The sequence below is a fragment of the Methylophaga thalassica MP genome (genome assembly GCF_000214595.1).
Taxonomy (GTDB): Bacteria; Pseudomonadota; Gammaproteobacteria; order Nitrosococcales; family Methylophagaceae; genus Methylophaga; species Methylophaga thalassica.
The window spans coordinates 90,686-107,445 of sequence record NZ_AFIG01000003.1 but is presented as its reverse complement, the minus strand read 5'-3'; the positions used below and the strand labels follow the sequence as shown (position 1 = coordinate 107,445).

The window sequence follows — 16,760 nt, the reverse complement described above, 5'->3', positions numbered from 1 at the left end:
TTCAAATATAAGCTGTTAAGTGTTATAAATAGTAGTAACAGCTCAAATATGACACCAGTATGGCCATGAATCAACTAATCCTATTACGACTTGGAAACTCTGTACGTGAATACAGGTTAAAAAGTGATCTATCCCAATTAGCATTATCAAATAGAGCGGGGGTGTCACTCAGCACTATAAAAAGGCTTGAGTCAGGTAGAGGATGTGACATGGTCAACTTCATTAATGTCATGAGAGCATTGGGACGGTTGAATGACATAGAAATGTTGTTACCTGAAATTAAATTAAGACCAACAGAGGTAATGGCACTAAGAAAAAAAGAATTGGCTAACAAGAAATATCGCGCAAGCAAGAAGCACCAAAATTAGACAAGACTTATTTGGAAAGTGAAATTCATACTTATTAGCATGACAAAGCGATGGCGATAGTTTAGTTTGAGGAAATATAATTACTGCATGATTGGATATAAATAAGTTATGACTATTCCAAACACACTTTTTTTAATATCAAAACACGGTATTTTGCCTAGTAATGAAAGAGGCGTTCTAGAGTCATGGATGTGGAATTTATCGCTCCGTGAAGAAAAAATGTCATATATATCCCTACATAAATCAAAAAATGACCGAGCACACAAGGGCGGAAAAATAATTGGTTTACGTGATGCCTCAAATGAAGAAGTGGCTAAACATCAAGCATTACTAGTTTCTCTCGGTAAAGATGAAATGCATGATGTTGATGGAAGGAAGATTATTATATTTAAGCTAGATCCTAACTGGAATAAGCTCTGGCCTAAGGAAGCAAATACACATCAAATGTCATACAAAGGAATAGGATTTATTGATGTTTAGTTATTATTGATAGCAATCAAATAACTCATCCTGAGGTTAACTAATGGACATAGTGCAAGCCACCAGAACTACGATAAAGGACAATCAGTTAACCGATTGGTTGAGTGATTACCCTTGGTTGACTGGATGCTTGGGTAATCCAAATGCGTCAGTTTGGTTTATTGGTGAAAATCCGAGTTTGAATGGTGTAATCAATGTTAATAAACGTTCACCAGAGACAGAAAAAACTGAAAATCTACAATGGAACTCACATGCTGGGGATAAACTTTTACGTGAGGCAATGACGGATGCCGGTCTCAAGCAAGGGCCAGTGGAATTGAATGAGGGATGGAACTGTTACATCACTAACGCAATTAAAGAGCCAGAGATTGTTACAGAAAGAAATCTAAAAAAAAGAAACTCTGATTACTGGAAAGTTCAAGCTGAGCTTTGGCTACCAATACTTCAGCAACAAATAGACAATGGTGATCCTAAAGTGCTGGTATTGCTGGGTGGGCAGTCAGAGAAAATTATTCATTACATGATTAAGTTAGGGCTGAAGGTACCGGCAACTGAAAAGATTCATCACTATTCATACATCATGATGAGGCCTGAGTCAGGTACAAATAGAGGGCCAAGACATCCTGATAGAATTGCTGAATTTAAAGCTAGCATAAAATCTATCGCAAAAAAATATTCAAGATGAGCTTAATTAGGCTCATTTTTTTGTTGCAAAATTAAATAGCTGATAGTGGGTAATACTTTTCTGTGAGGCATGCCTTGAAGGTGTTTTGCAAAATCAGTAGCATCAGGCATAGACCAAACAATCTGCGATGTATTCTTATCTAAATAAAAATGATGCTCTGATTTTATTGTTCTGAATCTTTGCTTAAAAGTGTTCAATAGTTTGGCATTATTATCTCTTCCATTACCCCATAAATACCATATCCAAGGATAATTATTACATTCAGATTTGCAGGTTATTGCTTTTTGAAAACGCATATTTTTATGAATTGCTATAGGCAGATTATGCTCGCAAAGATAAAAAAGGTTCATCACCTGTATGTATTTCCGCTCAGGTAAACTCATGTTTGAATTGTTATACGATTTTTCAATGAGAGACTTGAGTGTTGGCAAAAGTTTATCGTTTCCAATGTCGATGGGAGTAATTCCATCAGAATGATAGAGAGGCAATGCCGAACCAGGATTTTTACCTACAACGGCCCCAATACATTCGTCACTGGATAAAACATCAGATACAGGTTTTAAATATATTCTGGTGTCAAAACGAAACAAGTATCCATCAATATTTTTAAAATTAGCCCAGTATGTATGCTGGCATCTTTTCATGCTTTTCAGTTTCCTTGATGCATATTTCTGATCGTTTTATGACAAAGTCATTGTTGCAGATTCAGGTATGTAAATACGATGTTTGCTTTTTGATTATGCAAAAAAAAACCGCGCTATATATGTAAAATCGGCATAGAAATAAGTTCGCTTAGAGCAATAGGTTTCTTTATAAAAAAGACAGCTTTTTTGGGTCGTAAAAAGATAAACACTTTCATACTCCCCACCCATACTTCCAGAGTCAAACCGTGTTATCTGTTTATAAAAATCAACAACGCAGTTTGCAACAAAGATGTTTTCTTCGTTTTCTTGCTTGAAGTATGGAGTAAGGCTGTCTTTAACGATTGAAAAAACCTTCAGGTAAAACTACTTTATGACAACGATAGCGGAGAATGGGGAATACTAATGACAGTTAAATAGGCTTCTAGTCATAGTCTTTTTCGTTACGAATTTTTTTGTATATTTCATCACGATGTACGGAGATATTCTTCGGTGCAGTGATACCAAATTTGACCTGTTCATTGATGTCAACATTAAGAACTGTTATCACAACGTTGTCAGCAATAACTACTTTCTGGCCAATGTTTCTTGTCAGTATTAGCATCAATTCTCCTTGTTATTAATGATGGTTATTTAGATGTTTTCTAATATCTTCTAGCAAGTCTTTTAGTCAAAAATAGTTCACCGATGGAACTGGTGTTAATGTATGAAAAAGAAGAATACCAATAGTCGTGTAATCTGTGTCATGACTTTTATGAATCATAGATTGGTGGGAAGCGAACAACTAAAGTTTAGGTATTAAATTCAACATGTAAAAAGATTCTGTATGAGAGGATATATGACAGCACGAGACAAAGGTAATACAGATTGGTTGAATGAGGCTATGGCGTCTCTTGAAGATGCTCCCTCTTCAGCAAGAAGTGTAGAGGGACAGTTTGAGCTCTTGCATTCACTTTTAAATGTTTGGCAAAAACATCCTCAGATGAGACTGATGCAACTACTGATTAATGCTCTTAATAATAGCGAGTCATATCCTGAGTTATATTACATCGATGATGCTGAACTAATTGATAAACTCAAAATGTTCGATGATAAACACAGTGGTCTATAAGCTTGACTGAGTTGAGTAAATGAGCTGGTCTGACACTGTAGAAAATAGACATCTTGGATTTGAAACAAATTTTTGGAGGGCTGTTTGTCGCTTAGTTTCATGTCTGTCTGATGATTTAGCTGAACACACTGCTATAAGAGCGTACATCTTAAATGACAGTGCATTATATCTTTACACTAAGCAGGCTAAACCGTTATCAATCGAAATTTGTTTTTCTGAACGCCTCATTATTCCAGAAGGTATGGTAGAAACTTACCTGGATGAGTTAGAGACGGATATGAAAAAGCAATTAAAAACCATCAGGCTAGATAGGAGTTACCATGATGGTGCTGGTTTATTGCATCCAGATTATAAAAATGACTCTTCATTTATTTGCCATGCTGCTAACACAGATAAGATTGCACTATATGTCATATCCCCTTTGGATTTAGCTGTTTCAAAACTAGCGAGATATTATGATGGGGGTGATTTAGCAATAAAGAAACTGGCTGATATGGGCTTTTTTAATAGAAGTGAGTTTGAAAGCAGGGCAAAAGAAACACTGGATAGTTACATAGGTGATAAAAAGCTCATTTTTTCTGGGATTAGGGATGCTACAGAATACTTTTCAAGCAAAACATCTAAATAAATATGCATGAATACACTGATGAACAAAAAGTCTGTGAGTCAGTTTTGAACTTGCTGCGATCTCAAGAAGATTATGATGGGTATCGTCATTGGGAAGAGACCTTCTTCAATGTTTGTAAGCATCTTATAGAGTCAGTCGATAATTGGAATTATCTAATTCAGTTATCTCGAAGTTATGGTCACGATACACACATAAAAACTCAATATCTTGCCGAGGCACTATCTACTTTTGTTGGATTTAGACCTTTTGACGCAGCTTTGCTGGTAGATAAAATCGATCCAAAGAGCGCGTCACCGTCTATGTCATTCTTCTCTGCTGAATACCATCCAGAGAGACCAGCTAGAGATTACTTAGCAATGAGCTACAACCTTCAGAGAGGTATGGATTTAACGCGGTTTCGGCAATATCTCGAAGATGGATGTAATTAACCCGAGTATTCCAAAAAAATATGTATTGATGATATGTGAGTTAACTTACTAAGTTTATAAAAAACTTACTAATTTTTGAGTTTATTTTAGGATAATTTTTATAATTGCCCTATTTTAAAAGCCGTCTTTACCGATGAAGCTGTCATTATCGAGAGCAAATTCACTGACAAAGAAAAAAGATTGCTTTAAAGTAAAGGTAACGTTAATAAAGGGGGCTTTAACCCGGTCCCCACAGTAAGGAGATAAGGACTTTATGGCCATATATGATGGAATTGTCAATAACGCCATGACCGGTATGCGGATGGGCCAAATCAATGCAGAGAGGAACAATGCTAATGCGGCCATGGCCTCGGCGCAACGAGCCAATCGCAATGCCGCCCAGTGGCGGGAAGAGTATTTTAAGGCGATGAATAAGGCCATGAAGTGGATTGATAAATACGAAGAGCTTGTTGATGAGTTTAATGAAGAGGTGGCAGGCCATCATAGATCGCTTAGAAAAATAAAGGACGCTGTGGCAATCGTTCAAAACCTTTCTCTGCAGATTAAAAGTTATAAAAAGCTGGTCGAACACTATACAACCCTTATCGCCAACCCAGAAGAACTGGAAAGAGTGTTGGGTTATAAGGGTAGTCAAAATCAACAAGAAGTGAATGAGTATTTTATCTCCACCAACCCCAATTTTGCGGTGGCGAAAGTGAAATTTGAAGCCATTGACGGGCTCAAACGTGCCATAAAGCGCTGGGAAGATGATGCCGCTGATGTAAGTAAAAAAGATGGGTACAGCAAACTGCAATCAATAGAAGCATTAAATGCCGAGTTCAATCTTCTCAATGAGGAGCTCAAAAGCCATATTGCTGCTGGTCAAGAAAACAAGTCTGCGCTAGAAAAATCGGATGTATTTACTAATGAACGATATGTGGTATAGGTAAATAGCTATTCTTTACCTCTAAAAAAAGCCCCGTTTCCGGGGCTTTTTTCTATCTTACTGATTTATTGTCTTCCTGTGTCTTGCCACCCTTATTTGAGCCGGCACTGTCTTCCCTGGACTCCATTTCAGCATCCGTATTCTGCTTATCATCGTCTTTACCAGGGGTTTTAGTGTTGTCACCATCTGGTGTAGGCGCTTGACCCTTATTACCCATGGCGCCAGCACCTTGGCTTGTTGCTTGTGAACCGGTACCAACCGCAATACCGAAGGCTTGTTTATTGGCTTGTTCAACACCCATATCACCTAATGGCGCATCACCACCACCAATCCAGCGTAAGACGCGATCTGGAATAATGTGAATTAAGCTGTAAATCGTGTTCATAGTTGTAATGAACATGATGACGTAGATAATCCATTTGGCAAGTTGCGTTCATGTCATAAAAATAAAAGTACAGGCTTTATTTTTCCAACCAATCTGATTCGGCGTGTTTAATATACTTGCTTTGATACAGAATATTCTCTATATTTTCTCTTCTCTTTTTGTTCTCAACCTATTAAACCAAATCAGACTATTTTTAGCTGATTAAGAGGAGAAGACGAATGCACACACCACAACAGGGTTTTAGGTTACTAAGCACTCTATGAGCTCAAACGCATCATCCCATCATTGGCCGAAAATGATTGCGCTGGTTGATATGAATTGCTTCTTTGCTCAGATAGAACAGCAAGACTATCCATACTGGCGAAATAAACCTGTGGGCGTCACCAATGGCAAACTTGGTAGCACCATCATCACGGCATCGTACGAGGCCAGAAGTTACGGTGTGAAAACAGGCATGCGCCTAAAAGAGGCAAGAGAGCTGTGTCCTAATATTATCCAGGCTCCTAGCAGGCCATATCGTTATGCGGCTGTCTCCACCGATATTATGGAAGCACTATTTAGTATTACACCGACTGTAGAGGTTTATTCAGTTGACGAGGCCTTTTTGGATTTAACTGCTTGTCAGACTATCTATAAATCGCCTGAACATATTGGTTTCCTCATCAAAGATACGATTAGTCAGGTGTCAGGACTCACCTGTAGTGTTGGCATTAGCGGTGATAAAACGACAGCCAAATTTGCTGCAAAACTCAATAAGCCGGATGGCATGACCATCATTGCCCCTTGGGAAGCTGAAGAGCGCCTAAGCAATGAGAGCGTGACAGAACTGAGTGGTATCAATAAAGGTATTGCGAGATTCTTAGGTAAGTACGGCATCACACAATGTGGGGATATGAAAAAAGTCCCCATGAGCCTCATTGCAAAACGTTTTGGTAACCCAGGGAGACGGATATGGCTGATGGCTCAGGGACGTGATCCCGAACCTGTTATAACTACAGTAAAAGAACCCAAATCAGTTGGTCATGGAAAAGTCATGCCGCCAGGCACCCGTGACATGAATACGATACTGACCTTCTTTCAACATATGTCTGAAAAGGTGGGTGCTCGTTTGCGTAAGCATCACTTCCTGAGTGATACCTTCTTCATTGGTTTAAAGACACCTTTTGGCTGGCTAGGGACAAAACAAAAAATCGATAACGCTACAGATGATGGGGCATTGATATATGACCTATGTAAGCAATTTATTAAGAGTCGTTATAGCGGTGAAGAATGTGGTCAGGTTCAAGTCACGGCTTTGAATCCAACCCATCATAAACAGCAAGATATGTTCGTCGATGAGTCACACAAACAAAAGCGTGAGGCGCTCAATACGGCTATTGATAAAATTAATGAGCGTTACGGTGAGTTTACAGTTGCCCCGACACGCGTCATTGGGCGAAGTGAAATGCCCAATGTGATTGCCCCAGCATGGAAGCCTACAGGACATAGGAAAACTATCTAATGTGTGGTGGCGTTTATTTCCAGCATGGTGAGGATGTGCTGCGAATTTTTTATCCTAATCCCAAAGCTGTTTTACCTGTATTAACGTCAGAAGGCGGTATCAAATTGATTGCATGGGGGCGGCGACAAAAACAACCTGGTAACTTACCGATGACAGGCTGGGCGAGACTCGATTCTATCTATGCCGGCAGGTGGGATAAATACTTTCCGACACCGGTGAAAATACCTGTTTTGAGTTTTATGGAAAAAGATCTCGAAGGTATTAGTCACTGGTATGACCTGCAAAAAGGACAATACATTCAGGGTTTATTGGCAAAAGAAGGAAGTGAGCGCCGTGTGTATGTGGTGACAATCGAGCCTGAGCTTGAAGATGCTCAAATACATAGCCGCTGGCCAAGGGTAGTACAAAAAGGAGAAAAATCACGACACTTCATTACTTAGCTGACGCCATCCATTTCTCTCATTCACACTCAAAATATAAGAAACATAACTGCTTATCCTAGGTATTGTGATTACTAATACTTAATCTAGAGACTAATTCCATCAAGCGAAAAGTTTATTAGAGAATGAGATCTATGATGAGCATGTTGTCGTAAATTTTACGACCTTAGTTAGAATCTAAGAACACAAACTGTAATGTATTGTTAATAGTGGGCTTCGCTGAGTTATCGAACCATATTGTGTGAACCCGATAGAAGCCTGTGTAGTCGATAAGTGACTGAATTAATTTACATTAACCAAAGGTCGTAAAATTAACGAGTATAAGTTCATTTTTTTTAATTGTCTCGTATAATTAACGACCTTGAGACTGAACAATGTACATCAGCTGTATTACAGCATTAATGCGAGTTTCACGCTGTCTCGACCCAAGATGTTTGAACCAGATAGAAGCCTGTGTAGCCGATAAGTGACTGAATTAATTTACATTAACCAAAGGTCGTAAAATTAACGAGTATAAGTTCATTTTTTTTAATTGTCTCGTATAATTAACGACTTTGAGACTGAACAATGTACATCAGCTGTATTACAGCATTAATGCGAGTTTCACGCTGTCTCGACCCAAGATGTTTGAACCCGATAGAAGCCTGCGTAGTCGATAAGTGACTGAATTAATTTACATTAACCAAAGGTCGTAAAATTAACGAGTATAAGTTCATTTTTTTTAATTGTCTCGTATAATTAACGACCTTAAGATCGAACAATGCACATCAGCTGTCTTACAGCATTCATGCGGGTTTTACGCTGTCTCGGACCAAGTTGTTTGAACCCGACAGAAGCCTGCGCAATAGAGAAGTTATTGAATTAGAATGTTTTAATCAAAGGTCGTAAATTTAACGAGTATAAGTTCAATTGTTGATGGTCTCGTAGAATTAACGACCTTAAGATTGAACAATGTACATCAGCTGTCTTACAGCATTCATGCGGGTTTCACGCTGTCTCGTCCAAAGATGTTTTGCCAGGAAGGTGGTTGGATGACTTGTAAGTAATTGAATTAATTTACTTTAATCAAAGGTCGTAAAGTTGACGAGTTTAAGTTCTTTCATTTATGGCCTCGTCAAAGTAACGACTTTTTGGAATAACTAATGTCGTTTCACCTACGTGAAATAGGGCATTTCTCCAGAACCTGCTCCAAGAGCATTACTCACCTTGCTTTGACATTGATATATTATCTTAATGCTGGAGAGTCGTTAAATCAGTAAGTATCAATATCATAGATAATTTCTTCTGCAAGGAGCCAGGTTGTGTTGTGCAAAATTATTAGTGGAGGACAAACTGGTGCAGACAGAGCTGCACTTGATGCTTCAATCTTGCACTCTTTCCCATATTCAGGATCCTGTCCAATAGGGCGTATTGCGGAAGATGGAAAAATAGACTCAATTTATAACTTAGCAGAAATAGGTGGTGGCTACAGAGCTAGAACCAAAAAGAATGTTGAGGATGCAGATGGCACTGCCGTTTTTTATAGTGGCTATGTTAGTGGGGGAACTGAGCTAACGGTAGCATTTTGTATTAAGCATAAAAAGCCATATAAACTCATTGATATAGACTTGATAGAACATGAACTAGCAACAGAAAGTCTTCAAAAATTCATCATTGACTATGATATTGAGATACTTAATGTTGCCGGTCCTCGACATAGCCAGTGCCCAGAGATTTATAACTATGTGAAATCAGTAATTACTCTTTTATTAGAAAAATAGCCTAAATCATCTCGAAGTCATCGTTTTAGTCTTATTGGCTTCAAACAGTCAGTTAATCCTCAAAAAATTCCTGGTTTTTCTCCTGGTGAGTTGTTAATCAATAATCACCCGAGAGGTTATTTTTGCTCTCAGAAATATAACTCACAGTGAAATTATTGAATATAGTTGAGCAACTTTTTCAAAACAAAGCTTAGTTCATCATCAGTGTCATCTGGTGACTCATGACTATATGGATCTGTATATTGTTTAATTGGAATCAAGCGATGCTTTTGGGATTGCTTAATATACGGTGGATAATCATCAATAATGATCACTCTATCAATATCATCATCTACAAAGCGTAAATCTTTGTGCTCTCCTACCCAGTCTATATAACGAATATCAGGAAACCAATCCGGGACTTTATTATCGTCTCGCAATTTATGGGCAATCTGTCTGAAAAGTTGTTCCTCAACGCGTGTAAAGATGCAGAGGTTATTTTGCCCAAAGATTGAAACACACTCTACAAGAAACGACATAAGGCCAGGTCGAGGCAATTGAGTATAAGCATTCGTTATTAGAACGCCTTCCAAATCTAGCGCGAGCGTTAAATCTTCCATTCAATTAGTCCTCGGAGAAGAATTCTGTAGGATTGCTTGCACGAAGATATGATTATTACTAGTAAATACATATGACTCACCGAAATTGATTGCTTCTTTTAAAGACTCTGGTGAAAAACTCTGCAGTGTTTTACTGAATAACTTCCAGTCGTGTTTTATCTCAATATCAAATGGGTAGTTGATGTGGCTCTGTATAGAGTCATCTTTATGTAAAAGGTGCTCCTCAAGAAGAGCACTCTGAGCTTTAAGAAAGGATGCTTTTAAGTCCGTAATACATTGTATGTCATCATTTTTTATTTGTCTCATTCCTAACCTCTTTTTATTAAACGTAATATATACATAATACAATATAACTGTTTGATATATATGGAAAATTATATATTTTTATTCTTGTGTTGTGAGTGTTTTTAGTAGAGACTACTTTCATTCGTTTGAAAGGAAGTGATTATTTTCAAATGGATAAAGGGGTAGAAAGTATTTGGCTTAAAAAGGAGAGAAAAATGGCTCACTGGGTACCACCAACCAATGTTGAAATGTCTGATTGGAACATTGTTGTTATTAAGCACAACGGGAAGACAATTGAAAAATTTCTTGGCTATAGTCTGCATGACAGAGATTATAGAATCAGTAGTCAAATTGAATATTATGATTCTAAGAGTAAAACAGGGAGAACGCGTTCAGGTTCAGAATATCGGTTTTTAGGTGAGCCAGGGCAATTGCACCCACGTGCTCAGTATATTTTTAATATGCTTGAACAGCATGATGACGTTGAGATAAAACTTAAATATGAAATGTCGGATGAAAGCTAAAAATGAAGTTACAGCTATTCAGTGATTTGCATCTAGAAACCATGCCTTCTGTTGGCTATAGCATACCAGTGATGGACAGTGATGCCATTATTCTTGCTGGGGATATACATCTGGGTTCATATGGTATTGACTGGGCCGCAGAGATTGCAGATAAACATCAAAAACCAGTTATCTATATCGCTGGGAATCATGAATATTACAGACGAGAGTATTACAAACTGACTCAGGAACTCAGAGAGTTTGCTGATGGCATTGATAACCTTTATTTTCTTGAAAAAAATTCCATAGAACTATTCGGAGTTAGGTTATTAGGTACTACACTTTGGACAAATTATAGAGCTGAATATGGTAATTCTGAAAAAAAGAAGTACCAACAGTATGCTGCACAAATAACGGATCATCGACTTATAAAATTTAGAGATAAATTATTTACTCCTGAAGATGCATTTCAACTTCATTTGGAGTCGATAAGGTGGTTATCAGACGAGCTAGATAAACCTTTTGATGGGAAGACGATAGTTATCACTCATCATGCGCCATCACTCAAATGTGTTCATCCATACTATGGAATGGATAACATTTCGCCTGCATTCATATCTGATTTGGAGGACTATGTTTTAAAAGTCGATTTATGGTGCTATGGGCACACTCATGCCAATTTAGATATGAGGATAGGGAACTGTCGTCTTGTAAGTAATCAGAGAGGTTACAGGGAAGAACGATTGCCAGTGAAGTTTGATTCTAGTCTTGTCATAGAGGTTTAATAATATGATTACTGATAGATCGCAATTATCGAGATTGATGACATGTTTAGGATAAAGAGGCTCTTAAAACCCGGAAATATACTGATGAGTAATTGGGCCATCATTGAGCTTGATGACTATCATGGTAATACGAATAGACACTTTATTGGTTATAGTGTGTTAGCCAAACACTACAGGCTCAGCACACCGATACTTTACTACGATGAAAAAACAAATACAGGTAAAACGCTATCTGGATCTCACTATACATTTCTCGACAAACCCAAAGACGTCATGCCAGGAGTTCTTAATCTCAAGAAAAAATAAGTCTGATAGAAAATTAATCATGCATTAGGCATGCTGAAAGACCTGCCATTACAGATGGTACTGTTGGCGATGAGCTTTCTCTTACAGAAAAAGGTAAAGCAGACACTCTGGTGTATGCTGAAAGTTTCGACTCTGATGTCATTTCAATCAGAACAAGTCCCATCCCCAGGTGTGTTCAAACTGCACAAATCATGGCTAACCACTTGGGTTACCCACTAGACGAAATTCAAACTTGTAAGAAGCTGGGTGATCCTGGGTTTTTTATTAGTGATTCTGCGTTGGCATTGCAGAATTGGCTTGAGAAAGGTGCAGAAGCAGTCAATCTCTATCTATTGTCAGGGAGAGGCAGATGGCCTGGCTTTGTTGATTTCGATATGGCCATAATGGAAATGCAGTCTTTGATCCACACTACGTTGATAATTGGTAGATCAGGCACTCATCTCTGGGTTACACATGATACGATACTCGCGACATTGGCGACTAGGCTGTCGTCAGGTCCTATCTGTATAGAACAGTGGCCAAGCTTTTTGGGGAGGCTGGAAGCAAGTTTGAACGATGAAGAAAATATCCAGCTTTCTTATTATCCAATCTGAAGTATGCTCTAGATGTGGGATTGGGATTTTGAAGAATATTCCATTCGCTGTTAGAAAGAAATTTTTAGGTGCATAAGGTTAATAAACTAAGCCTTGACTTCCTCAAATAAGGATTTTTATGGAGACAGTCCTGATATGGCAGACTGTTATTACTGCAAGTATTGTACTTTCTCGCCTTCACTCAAAAGTACTGATGATTGTAGTTGCTTTGTGCTGGACAGGTTGGACCATTTTGGCGTTACAAACTTCTCCATTATTTGTACTTCAGTTGATCAGTACTTGGGGAACGGTTTGGATTATTTCATGGTGCTCAGGTTTATTTGGTAAGCCTGATAAAAAAAATGACAACTCTACTCTCAAAACTGAGATCAGACCTCAGCATGATGTTGTCGAGTCTGAAAGTGAAAGTGACAATGCGTTAAACAAAATTGGGACAACCATTAACAAAGGATTATTTCAATTTAGTGAAACCCTAGACCGTGTTAATGACAACCTCAAAAAAGAAGCAGAGAAGGATAAACTAAACCAAAACTTCCTCCTTGAGCTTTATGCTTTTAGACTTAGTGTTGACCATGCAATAAAAAATGCTGAAGCCGCTTATCAGTCTGACCATCTCTATGAAAATGAGCCTGAAAAACGAAAGCTATACGAACAGACGCGAATACAAATAAGTAATAGTCTGAAAGAGCTTAATGCGGAGGGAGTAGAAGAGAGAAAAATAGAGTTATCAACCATTCCGTTAGTACATTTTGCTGCCGACATAAGCCACTCTCCTTTGGCTTTGAATCAAAGAATAGAAAAGGTTCAAGAATGTCTGAATTATGTTGCACAAGTCGAAAAACGTATTTCTGAAGAGAGGTCACTGCTGGAATACATTGATAAAGTTATTGATAAGAAACCATTTATTTCTTTTTTGACTTTTAACAAATGGTCTCTCAGTGGACATTTAAGAAAACTTAATTCTGAAGAACGACATAAAGAGCGAGTAAGTCACAAGTCATCCACCTTTCTCAGTCAGACCGTGAGCACCGATGTTATCCTGCAGACCGATGGTAGATTGCCTAAAGCAGAATTATATAAGGAAAAAATCAAAGGTATTGTTGAAAAGAGAAATATCAATTATCTGGTTCACTTCACGCGCATAGAAAACCTACCAAAGATCCTAGAAAATGGGCTTAAGAGCCGCACTTCATTGCAATTAGACGGCGTAGGTGGCTTAATGAATGACACTCTAAGATTGGACAATGTGAACGATGCTATATCTACATCAATTTCATTTCCGAACTACAAAATGTTTTACAGAAAACAGATCCAGTTTCCTCATGCTGACTGGGCTGTTATAAAACTTGAACCGTCTATTTTATGGGAGCTTGACTGTGCTTTTTGTTACAGCAATGCTGCAGGAAAAGCGAGTACGAAACTCACATTGGACGCCAGGAGGAGCGCTGCAGCTTTCGAGAAGATGTTTGACGAGAACTTAGGGAACACTGTAAGACAAAGTCTCAAAATTCCAGATAACTACCCGACAGACCCGCAGGCAGAAGTGCTTGTCTTGGAGGGGATCAGCCCAAAATATATCCAAAGCATCTGCCTCAATCAAAAGACTGAGATGCACAACTTGTCTCAAGTCCAGGAGACGATAAAACCCTACTTAAACATGTTTAAGTTTTTTCATGAGCCAATGATGTTTTTACCTCGCAAAGACTATGATTCTTGGGGACCCGTTAAGCTGGGTGATTATGGACTGGTCAAAGGTAATCCATATACTCCAGACGATTTCCAGTTTTAATGGGAAAGACTTCATAATGGCACAAAGGCCAATTTTCATTCCTTGTTTTCATTCAGATTGCTTGGTGCGAATAGAGTACGTTGACTTTGTTTGGTATCCAGGAATAGCTCCATCACAACGTAAAAGATCGGTGTCTTCATTACATTCTGCTGCAAGAGAAAAAGATCTCTGCAAGCATCCACTCGAGGTGTCTACTAAGTCTGAAGATAAAGTTGGTTGTCAGTTGAGCGCGTTCAACTTATCAGTGAAAACAGAAAAACATAAACCTGCCTTCACAGTGGAGACTGCTTTCCAGTCGAGTAAAGTTTTTCAGAATGGTGGACCTTATGAAGATCTTCTGTATGGCTCATCCTTATCTGCAAAGAAAGACTCAAGAATTAAAAATTCGGGTGATTTACTGAAATTCAAATTTTTTGGTACGGAGTGGGGATTAGAGCCTAAGACCGCTTTTTATGATTGGCTTTTTTTGAATGCGCTTAAAAAAAATCCATGGGCTATTGAGCAGTTAGATGATTTTGATGCATTCACTGATATTGAGTTCAATCCAAAGAAATCGATTAATTGTCAGGCATATTCAGTTGCTCTCTTTCAGTCCCTGAAGCATCGAAAATTATTGGACAAGGCTCTAGAAAACAAGAAATCATTCTTAAGAGTCCTCTCAATTCATCATTCCTGCGATACACATCGAAACAGCGAATCACAACAGCCAGATTTATTTTAACCAGAATATTTTCCTTGCTGTAATTGTGCTGTTTGTATGTGACGATCAGTATGACGGACTCTGAACTTCAATCAGAAGCCTCATTTATTGGAGTCACAATTAGCTGATGCCCAAGTGGTCTAATATTAATACGAAGAATGAATTGGAGTTAAAATTGACTACAATAGACTCTCAAGATTTAAGGTTGTGGCTGGAGCGCAATCACAATCACCATATCTAGACAACTTGAACCAACATGGTTAAAACAAGAGTTGATAGGGATTCTCGATCAAGCACTGGCTAAAAATCTCACTTAAATTCTAGAGTTGGTTTAATTTTCCATAGAAAAAAACTACCAGATAACTTATCTTCAGTGATTATCATTAAACATGTGTAGTCGTAGTCTATTCATTGGCTGAGAATCAGTGATGATGTTATTCTCCGATTTCCACAATTTATACAAATAGTTCATAGCTCATAAAAACAATACATTTTAATAAGTAACATCAGTTCGATATGAATTATAGTGGCGAGTAGTCATAAATCATATTCAAGGTTATTTTGAGTCAAGAAAAACGATCTGTAGTGATCAGTCAGCATCAAAATTATAAAATTCTAACAATTATGAGACAGCAATATAGTATGGCCTTCATTGGGGGCAGCCTGCTCAGGCAGGAGTCACTGGATGTAGCAAATCTCTATCTTCAGCTTCAAGACTGGGACTTAGTCAAAGAAAAGGTAATTGCCGACAATATCCTTCAGAGTAAGCGCGTTTCGAGTGCCAAGCGTTTCACCACAGAAATCATTTCAAGGTTAAGTGTGCTTGATTCAGAGCAGTTGGAATTTTTTGTTGGAGCAAGCATTCAGGAACAAGCCCACACATTATGGTTGGCTATTTGCCGACGTTATGACTTTATCGCTGAATTTGCTGTAGAACTTCTTCATGAGCATTACGTGTATCTCCGAGGAGAAGTGTCCCAGGAAGACTTTGAGGCGTTTATAAACAAGAAATCTGAGTGGCATCCAGAGATAGATAAACTGACTGATAGCTCAAGAAACAAGGTCCGGCAGATAATTTTTAGAATACTCAAACAAGCTGAGATATTGGATAAAAATAATCAAATTATTTCTGTGATTCTTAGTGGCTCTATGAGAGAAGCGCTCTCAATTAATGAGAGTGAGCTGTTGTTTTTCCCAGTAATTGGTGAGTGAGGTAAATAACTGTGTCTACGCCAGTTACTCGAAAAAATATAGATGATAATTATGAACACATTTTTAATGTTGTCTCTGGTAAGCGCTTCAGAAATAAGCAAAGCCTGAATAACGAAATACCTTTCTTTATCTGTCCTTACGATCCAGCTATCGCAGTAGAGATGGAGCGCCTTCAGGCTAGGTTAACTAAGCGGCTGGAGAAAGCAGGTGTTTCAATTCTCGAAATAAATCTCTACGACCAGGCTATAGAGATCCTCAAAGAGAGAGGAATTTGGGAGCAGATTTTTGAGGTAGAGCCGACAGTTTCAAAAGATGAGCTAATAGAACTATTTCAAAATGTATTGGATCCAGCGGCAAACCTTATCCCTGCTATTGCTGAAAAGTTAGCAAATAGCGAGTTTGATGTTCTGTTTATCTCCGGTGTAGGCGAGGTATTTCCCTACATTCGCTCACACAACGTACTCAACAACTTACAAAGCACAGCTAAAGATAAACCAACACTGATGTTCTTTCCCGGGATGTATACGCATTCCTTGGAAACGGGAGCATCTTTAGACCTCTTTGGTCGACTGCATGATGATAAATACTACCGGGCATTCAATATTCTGGATGTTGAGCCTTGAGCAAAAATAACGA

General features: G+C 38.3%; 22 protein-coding genes. 18 read left to right on the top strand and 4 right to left on the bottom strand.

Going from position 1 to position 16,760, the window contains the following annotated elements; translation table 11 throughout:
* Positions 1-59 precede the first annotated feature (59 nt).
* The 3 genes from MAMP_RS15765 to MAMP_RS12115 all read left to right on the top strand — a co-directional run bounded on the left by MAMP_RS15765 (position 60) and on the right by MAMP_RS12115 (position 1,533).
* Complete coding sequence (locus MAMP_RS15765) at positions 60-368, top strand: helix-turn-helix domain-containing protein (RefSeq protein WP_050797564.1); 309 nt, start codon at positions 60-62, stop codon at positions 366-368.
* Positions 369-476: 108 nt separating this feature from the next.
* A complete protein-coding gene (locus MAMP_RS12120) occupies positions 477-848 on the top strand; it encodes a hypothetical protein (protein ID WP_040576592.1) in 372 nt (123 codons plus the stop codon).
* A gap of 100 nt (positions 849-948) precedes the next feature.
* Positions 949-1,533 (top strand): uracil-DNA glycosylase family protein, encoded by a 585-nt coding sequence (locus MAMP_RS12115; protein ID WP_158005177.1) that lies wholly within the window; start codon positions 949-951, stop codon positions 1,531-1,533.
* A gap of 2 nt (positions 1,534-1,535) precedes the next feature.
* On the opposite strand, the gene MAMP_RS12110 is transcribed toward MAMP_RS12115, so the two are convergent.
* Both MAMP_RS12110 and csrA read right to left on the bottom strand, forming a co-directional pair.
* On the bottom strand, positions 1,536-2,177 hold the full coding sequence (locus MAMP_RS12110) for a hypothetical protein (RefSeq protein WP_007146347.1): 642 nt from the start codon (positions 2,175-2,177) through the stop codon (positions 1,536-1,538).
* Positions 2,178-2,598: 421 nt separating this feature from the next.
* Complete coding sequence (gene csrA / locus MAMP_RS12105; protein WP_007146346.1) at positions 2,599-2,778, bottom strand: carbon storage regulator CsrA; 180 nt, start codon at positions 2,776-2,778, stop codon at positions 2,599-2,601.
* A 234-nt stretch (positions 2,779-3,012) separates the two neighbouring features.
* Between csrA and MAMP_RS12100 the strand changes: the two genes are divergently transcribed.
* The 4 genes from MAMP_RS12100 to MAMP_RS12085 all read left to right on the top strand — a co-directional run bounded on the left by MAMP_RS12100 (position 3,013) and on the right by MAMP_RS12085 (position 5,266).
* On the top strand, positions 3,013-3,285 hold the full coding sequence (locus MAMP_RS12100) for a DUF1040 family protein (protein ID WP_007146345.1): 273 nt from the start codon (positions 3,013-3,015) through the stop codon (positions 3,283-3,285).
* Between the two features lie 19 nt (positions 3,286-3,304).
* Positions 3,305-3,913, top strand: a complete 609-nt coding sequence (locus MAMP_RS12095; RefSeq protein ID WP_007146344.1) for a hypothetical protein — start codon at positions 3,305-3,307, stop codon at positions 3,911-3,913.
* A 2-nt stretch (positions 3,914-3,915) separates the two neighbouring features.
* The gene (locus MAMP_RS12090) at positions 3,916-4,341 is read left to right on the top strand and encodes a hypothetical protein (RefSeq protein WP_007146343.1); all 426 of its coding nucleotides are present in this window, start codon (positions 3,916-3,918) and stop codon (positions 4,339-4,341) included.
* Between the two features lie 253 nt (positions 4,342-4,594).
* On the top strand, positions 4,595-5,266 hold the full coding sequence (locus MAMP_RS12085) for a hypothetical protein (protein ID WP_007146342.1): 672 nt from the start codon (positions 4,595-4,597) through the stop codon (positions 5,264-5,266).
* Positions 5,267-5,318: 52 nt separating this feature from the next.
* Here MAMP_RS12085 and MAMP_RS12080 read toward each other — a convergent pair whose 3' ends face one another.
* Positions 5,319-5,666, bottom strand: a complete 348-nt coding sequence (locus MAMP_RS12080) for a hypothetical protein (RefSeq protein WP_007146340.1) — start codon at positions 5,664-5,666, stop codon at positions 5,319-5,321.
* 244 nt (positions 5,667-5,910) lie between these two features.
* On the opposite strand from MAMP_RS12080, the gene MAMP_RS12075 reads away from it, so the two are divergent.
* From MAMP_RS12075 to MAMP_RS12065, 3 genes are all read left to right on the top strand, one after another.
* Positions 5,911-7,152 (top strand): DNA polymerase Y family protein, encoded by a 1,242-nt coding sequence (locus MAMP_RS12075; protein ID WP_007146339.1) that lies wholly within the window; start codon positions 5,911-5,913, stop codon positions 7,150-7,152.
* Positions 7,152-7,592 carry a hypothetical protein gene (locus tag MAMP_RS12070; protein ID WP_007146338.1) on the top strand — a complete coding sequence of 147 codons (441 nt, stop codon included), beginning with the start codon at positions 7,152-7,154 and terminating at the stop codon, positions 7,590-7,592. The genes MAMP_RS12075 and MAMP_RS12070 overlap by 1 nt, the downstream gene beginning before the upstream one ends.
* A gap of 1,301 nt (positions 7,593-8,893) precedes the next feature.
* Positions 8,894-9,352: a putative molybdenum carrier protein gene (locus MAMP_RS12065; RefSeq protein WP_007146337.1), complete on the top strand. Its 459-nt coding sequence runs from the start codon at positions 8,894-8,896 to the stop codon at positions 9,350-9,352.
* 152 nt (positions 9,353-9,504) lie between these two features.
* On the opposite strand, the gene MAMP_RS12060 is transcribed toward MAMP_RS12065, so the two are convergent.
* The gene (locus MAMP_RS12060; RefSeq protein WP_007146336.1) at positions 9,505-9,951 is read right to left on the bottom strand and encodes an NIF family HAD-type phosphatase; all 447 of its coding nucleotides are present in this window, start codon (positions 9,949-9,951) and stop codon (positions 9,505-9,507) included.
* Positions 9,952-10,352: 401 nt separating this feature from the next.
* On the opposite strand from MAMP_RS12060, the gene MAMP_RS12050 reads away from it, so the two are divergent.
* The 8 genes from MAMP_RS12050 to MAMP_RS12015 all read left to right on the top strand — a co-directional run bounded on the left by MAMP_RS12050 (position 10,353) and on the right by MAMP_RS12015 (position 16,747).
* A complete protein-coding gene (locus MAMP_RS12050) occupies positions 10,353-10,760 on the top strand; it encodes a hypothetical protein (RefSeq protein WP_237701231.1) in 408 nt (135 codons plus the stop codon).
* Between the two features lie 2 nt (positions 10,761-10,762).
* Positions 10,763-11,524 (top strand): metallophosphoesterase, encoded by a 762-nt coding sequence (locus tag MAMP_RS12045; RefSeq protein ID WP_007146334.1) that lies wholly within the window; start codon positions 10,763-10,765, stop codon positions 11,522-11,524.
* A gap of 84 nt (positions 11,525-11,608) precedes the next feature.
* Positions 11,609-11,830: a hypothetical protein gene (locus MAMP_RS12040; protein WP_007146333.1), complete on the top strand. Its 222-nt coding sequence runs from the start codon at positions 11,609-11,611 to the stop codon at positions 11,828-11,830.
* A gap of 23 nt (positions 11,831-11,853) precedes the next feature.
* Positions 11,854-12,423, top strand: coding sequence for a histidine phosphatase family protein (locus MAMP_RS12035; protein ID WP_083821541.1), 570 nt, complete (start codon positions 11,854-11,856; stop codon positions 12,421-12,423).
* A 118-nt stretch (positions 12,424-12,541) separates the two neighbouring features.
* Entirely contained in the window at positions 12,542-14,212 is a 1,671-nt protein-coding gene (locus tag MAMP_RS15760; RefSeq protein ID WP_007146331.1) for a DarT ssDNA thymidine ADP-ribosyltransferase family protein, read from the top strand.
* Between the two features lie 16 nt (positions 14,213-14,228).
* Complete coding sequence (locus MAMP_RS12025) at positions 14,229-14,933, top strand: DarT1-associated NADAR antitoxin family protein (protein ID WP_007146330.1); 705 nt, start codon at positions 14,229-14,231, stop codon at positions 14,931-14,933.
* A 540-nt stretch (positions 14,934-15,473) separates the two neighbouring features.
* Positions 15,474-16,124 carry a DUF1819 family protein gene (locus MAMP_RS12020; protein ID WP_139031932.1) on the top strand — a complete coding sequence of 217 codons (651 nt, stop codon included), beginning with the start codon at positions 15,474-15,476 and terminating at the stop codon, positions 16,122-16,124.
* An 11-nt stretch (positions 16,125-16,135) separates the two neighbouring features.
* Entirely contained in the window at positions 16,136-16,747 is a 612-nt protein-coding gene (locus tag MAMP_RS12015; RefSeq protein ID WP_007146328.1) for a DUF1788 domain-containing protein, read from the top strand.
* The last annotated feature ends 13 nt before the right edge of the window (positions 16,748-16,760 follow it).

Bases quoted from the DNA above. Each gene is read 5' to 3' on its own strand.
- MAMP_RS15765 (WP_050797564.1), top strand. From the start codon at position 60: ATGGCCATGAATCAACTAATCCTATTACGACTTGGAAACTCTGTACGT.
- MAMP_RS12120 (WP_040576592.1), top strand. From the start codon at position 477: ATGACTATTCCAAACACACTTTTTTTAATATCAAAACACGGTATTTTG.
- MAMP_RS12110 (WP_007146347.1), bottom strand. From the start codon at position 2,177: ATGAAAAGATGCCAGCATACATACTGGGCTAATTTTAAAAATATTGAT.
- csrA (WP_007146346.1), bottom strand. From the start codon at position 2,778: ATGCTAATACTGACAAGAAACATTGGCCAGAAAGTAGTTATTGCTGAC.
- MAMP_RS12100 (WP_007146345.1), top strand. From the start codon at position 3,013: ATGACAGCACGAGACAAAGGTAATACAGATTGGTTGAATGAGGCTATG.
- MAMP_RS12095 (WP_007146344.1), top strand. From the start codon at position 3,305: ATGAGCTGGTCTGACACTGTAGAAAATAGACATCTTGGATTTGAAACA.
- MAMP_RS12090 (WP_007146343.1), top strand. From the start codon at position 3,916: ATGCATGAATACACTGATGAACAAAAAGTCTGTGAGTCAGTTTTGAAC.
- MAMP_RS12085 (WP_007146342.1), top strand. From the start codon at position 4,595: ATGGCCATATATGATGGAATTGTCAATAACGCCATGACCGGTATGCGG.
- MAMP_RS12080 (WP_007146340.1), bottom strand. From the start codon at position 5,666: ATGTTCATTACAACTATGAACACGATTTACAGCTTAATTCACATTATT.
- MAMP_RS12075 (WP_007146339.1), top strand. From the start codon at position 5,911: ATGAGCTCAAACGCATCATCCCATCATTGGCCGAAAATGATTGCGCTG.
- MAMP_RS12070 (WP_007146338.1), top strand. From the start codon at position 7,152: ATGTGTGGTGGCGTTTATTTCCAGCATGGTGAGGATGTGCTGCGAATT.
- MAMP_RS12060 (WP_007146336.1), bottom strand. From the start codon at position 9,951: ATGGAAGATTTAACGCTCGCGCTAGATTTGGAAGGCGTTCTAATAACG.
- MAMP_RS12045 (WP_007146334.1), top strand. From the start codon at position 10,763: ATGAAGTTACAGCTATTCAGTGATTTGCATCTAGAAACCATGCCTTCT.
- MAMP_RS12040 (WP_007146333.1), top strand. From the start codon at position 11,609: ATGAGTAATTGGGCCATCATTGAGCTTGATGACTATCATGGTAATACG.
- MAMP_RS15760 (WP_007146331.1), top strand. From the start codon at position 12,542: ATGGAGACAGTCCTGATATGGCAGACTGTTATTACTGCAAGTATTGTA.
- MAMP_RS12025 (WP_007146330.1), top strand. From the start codon at position 14,229: ATGGCACAAAGGCCAATTTTCATTCCTTGTTTTCATTCAGATTGCTTG.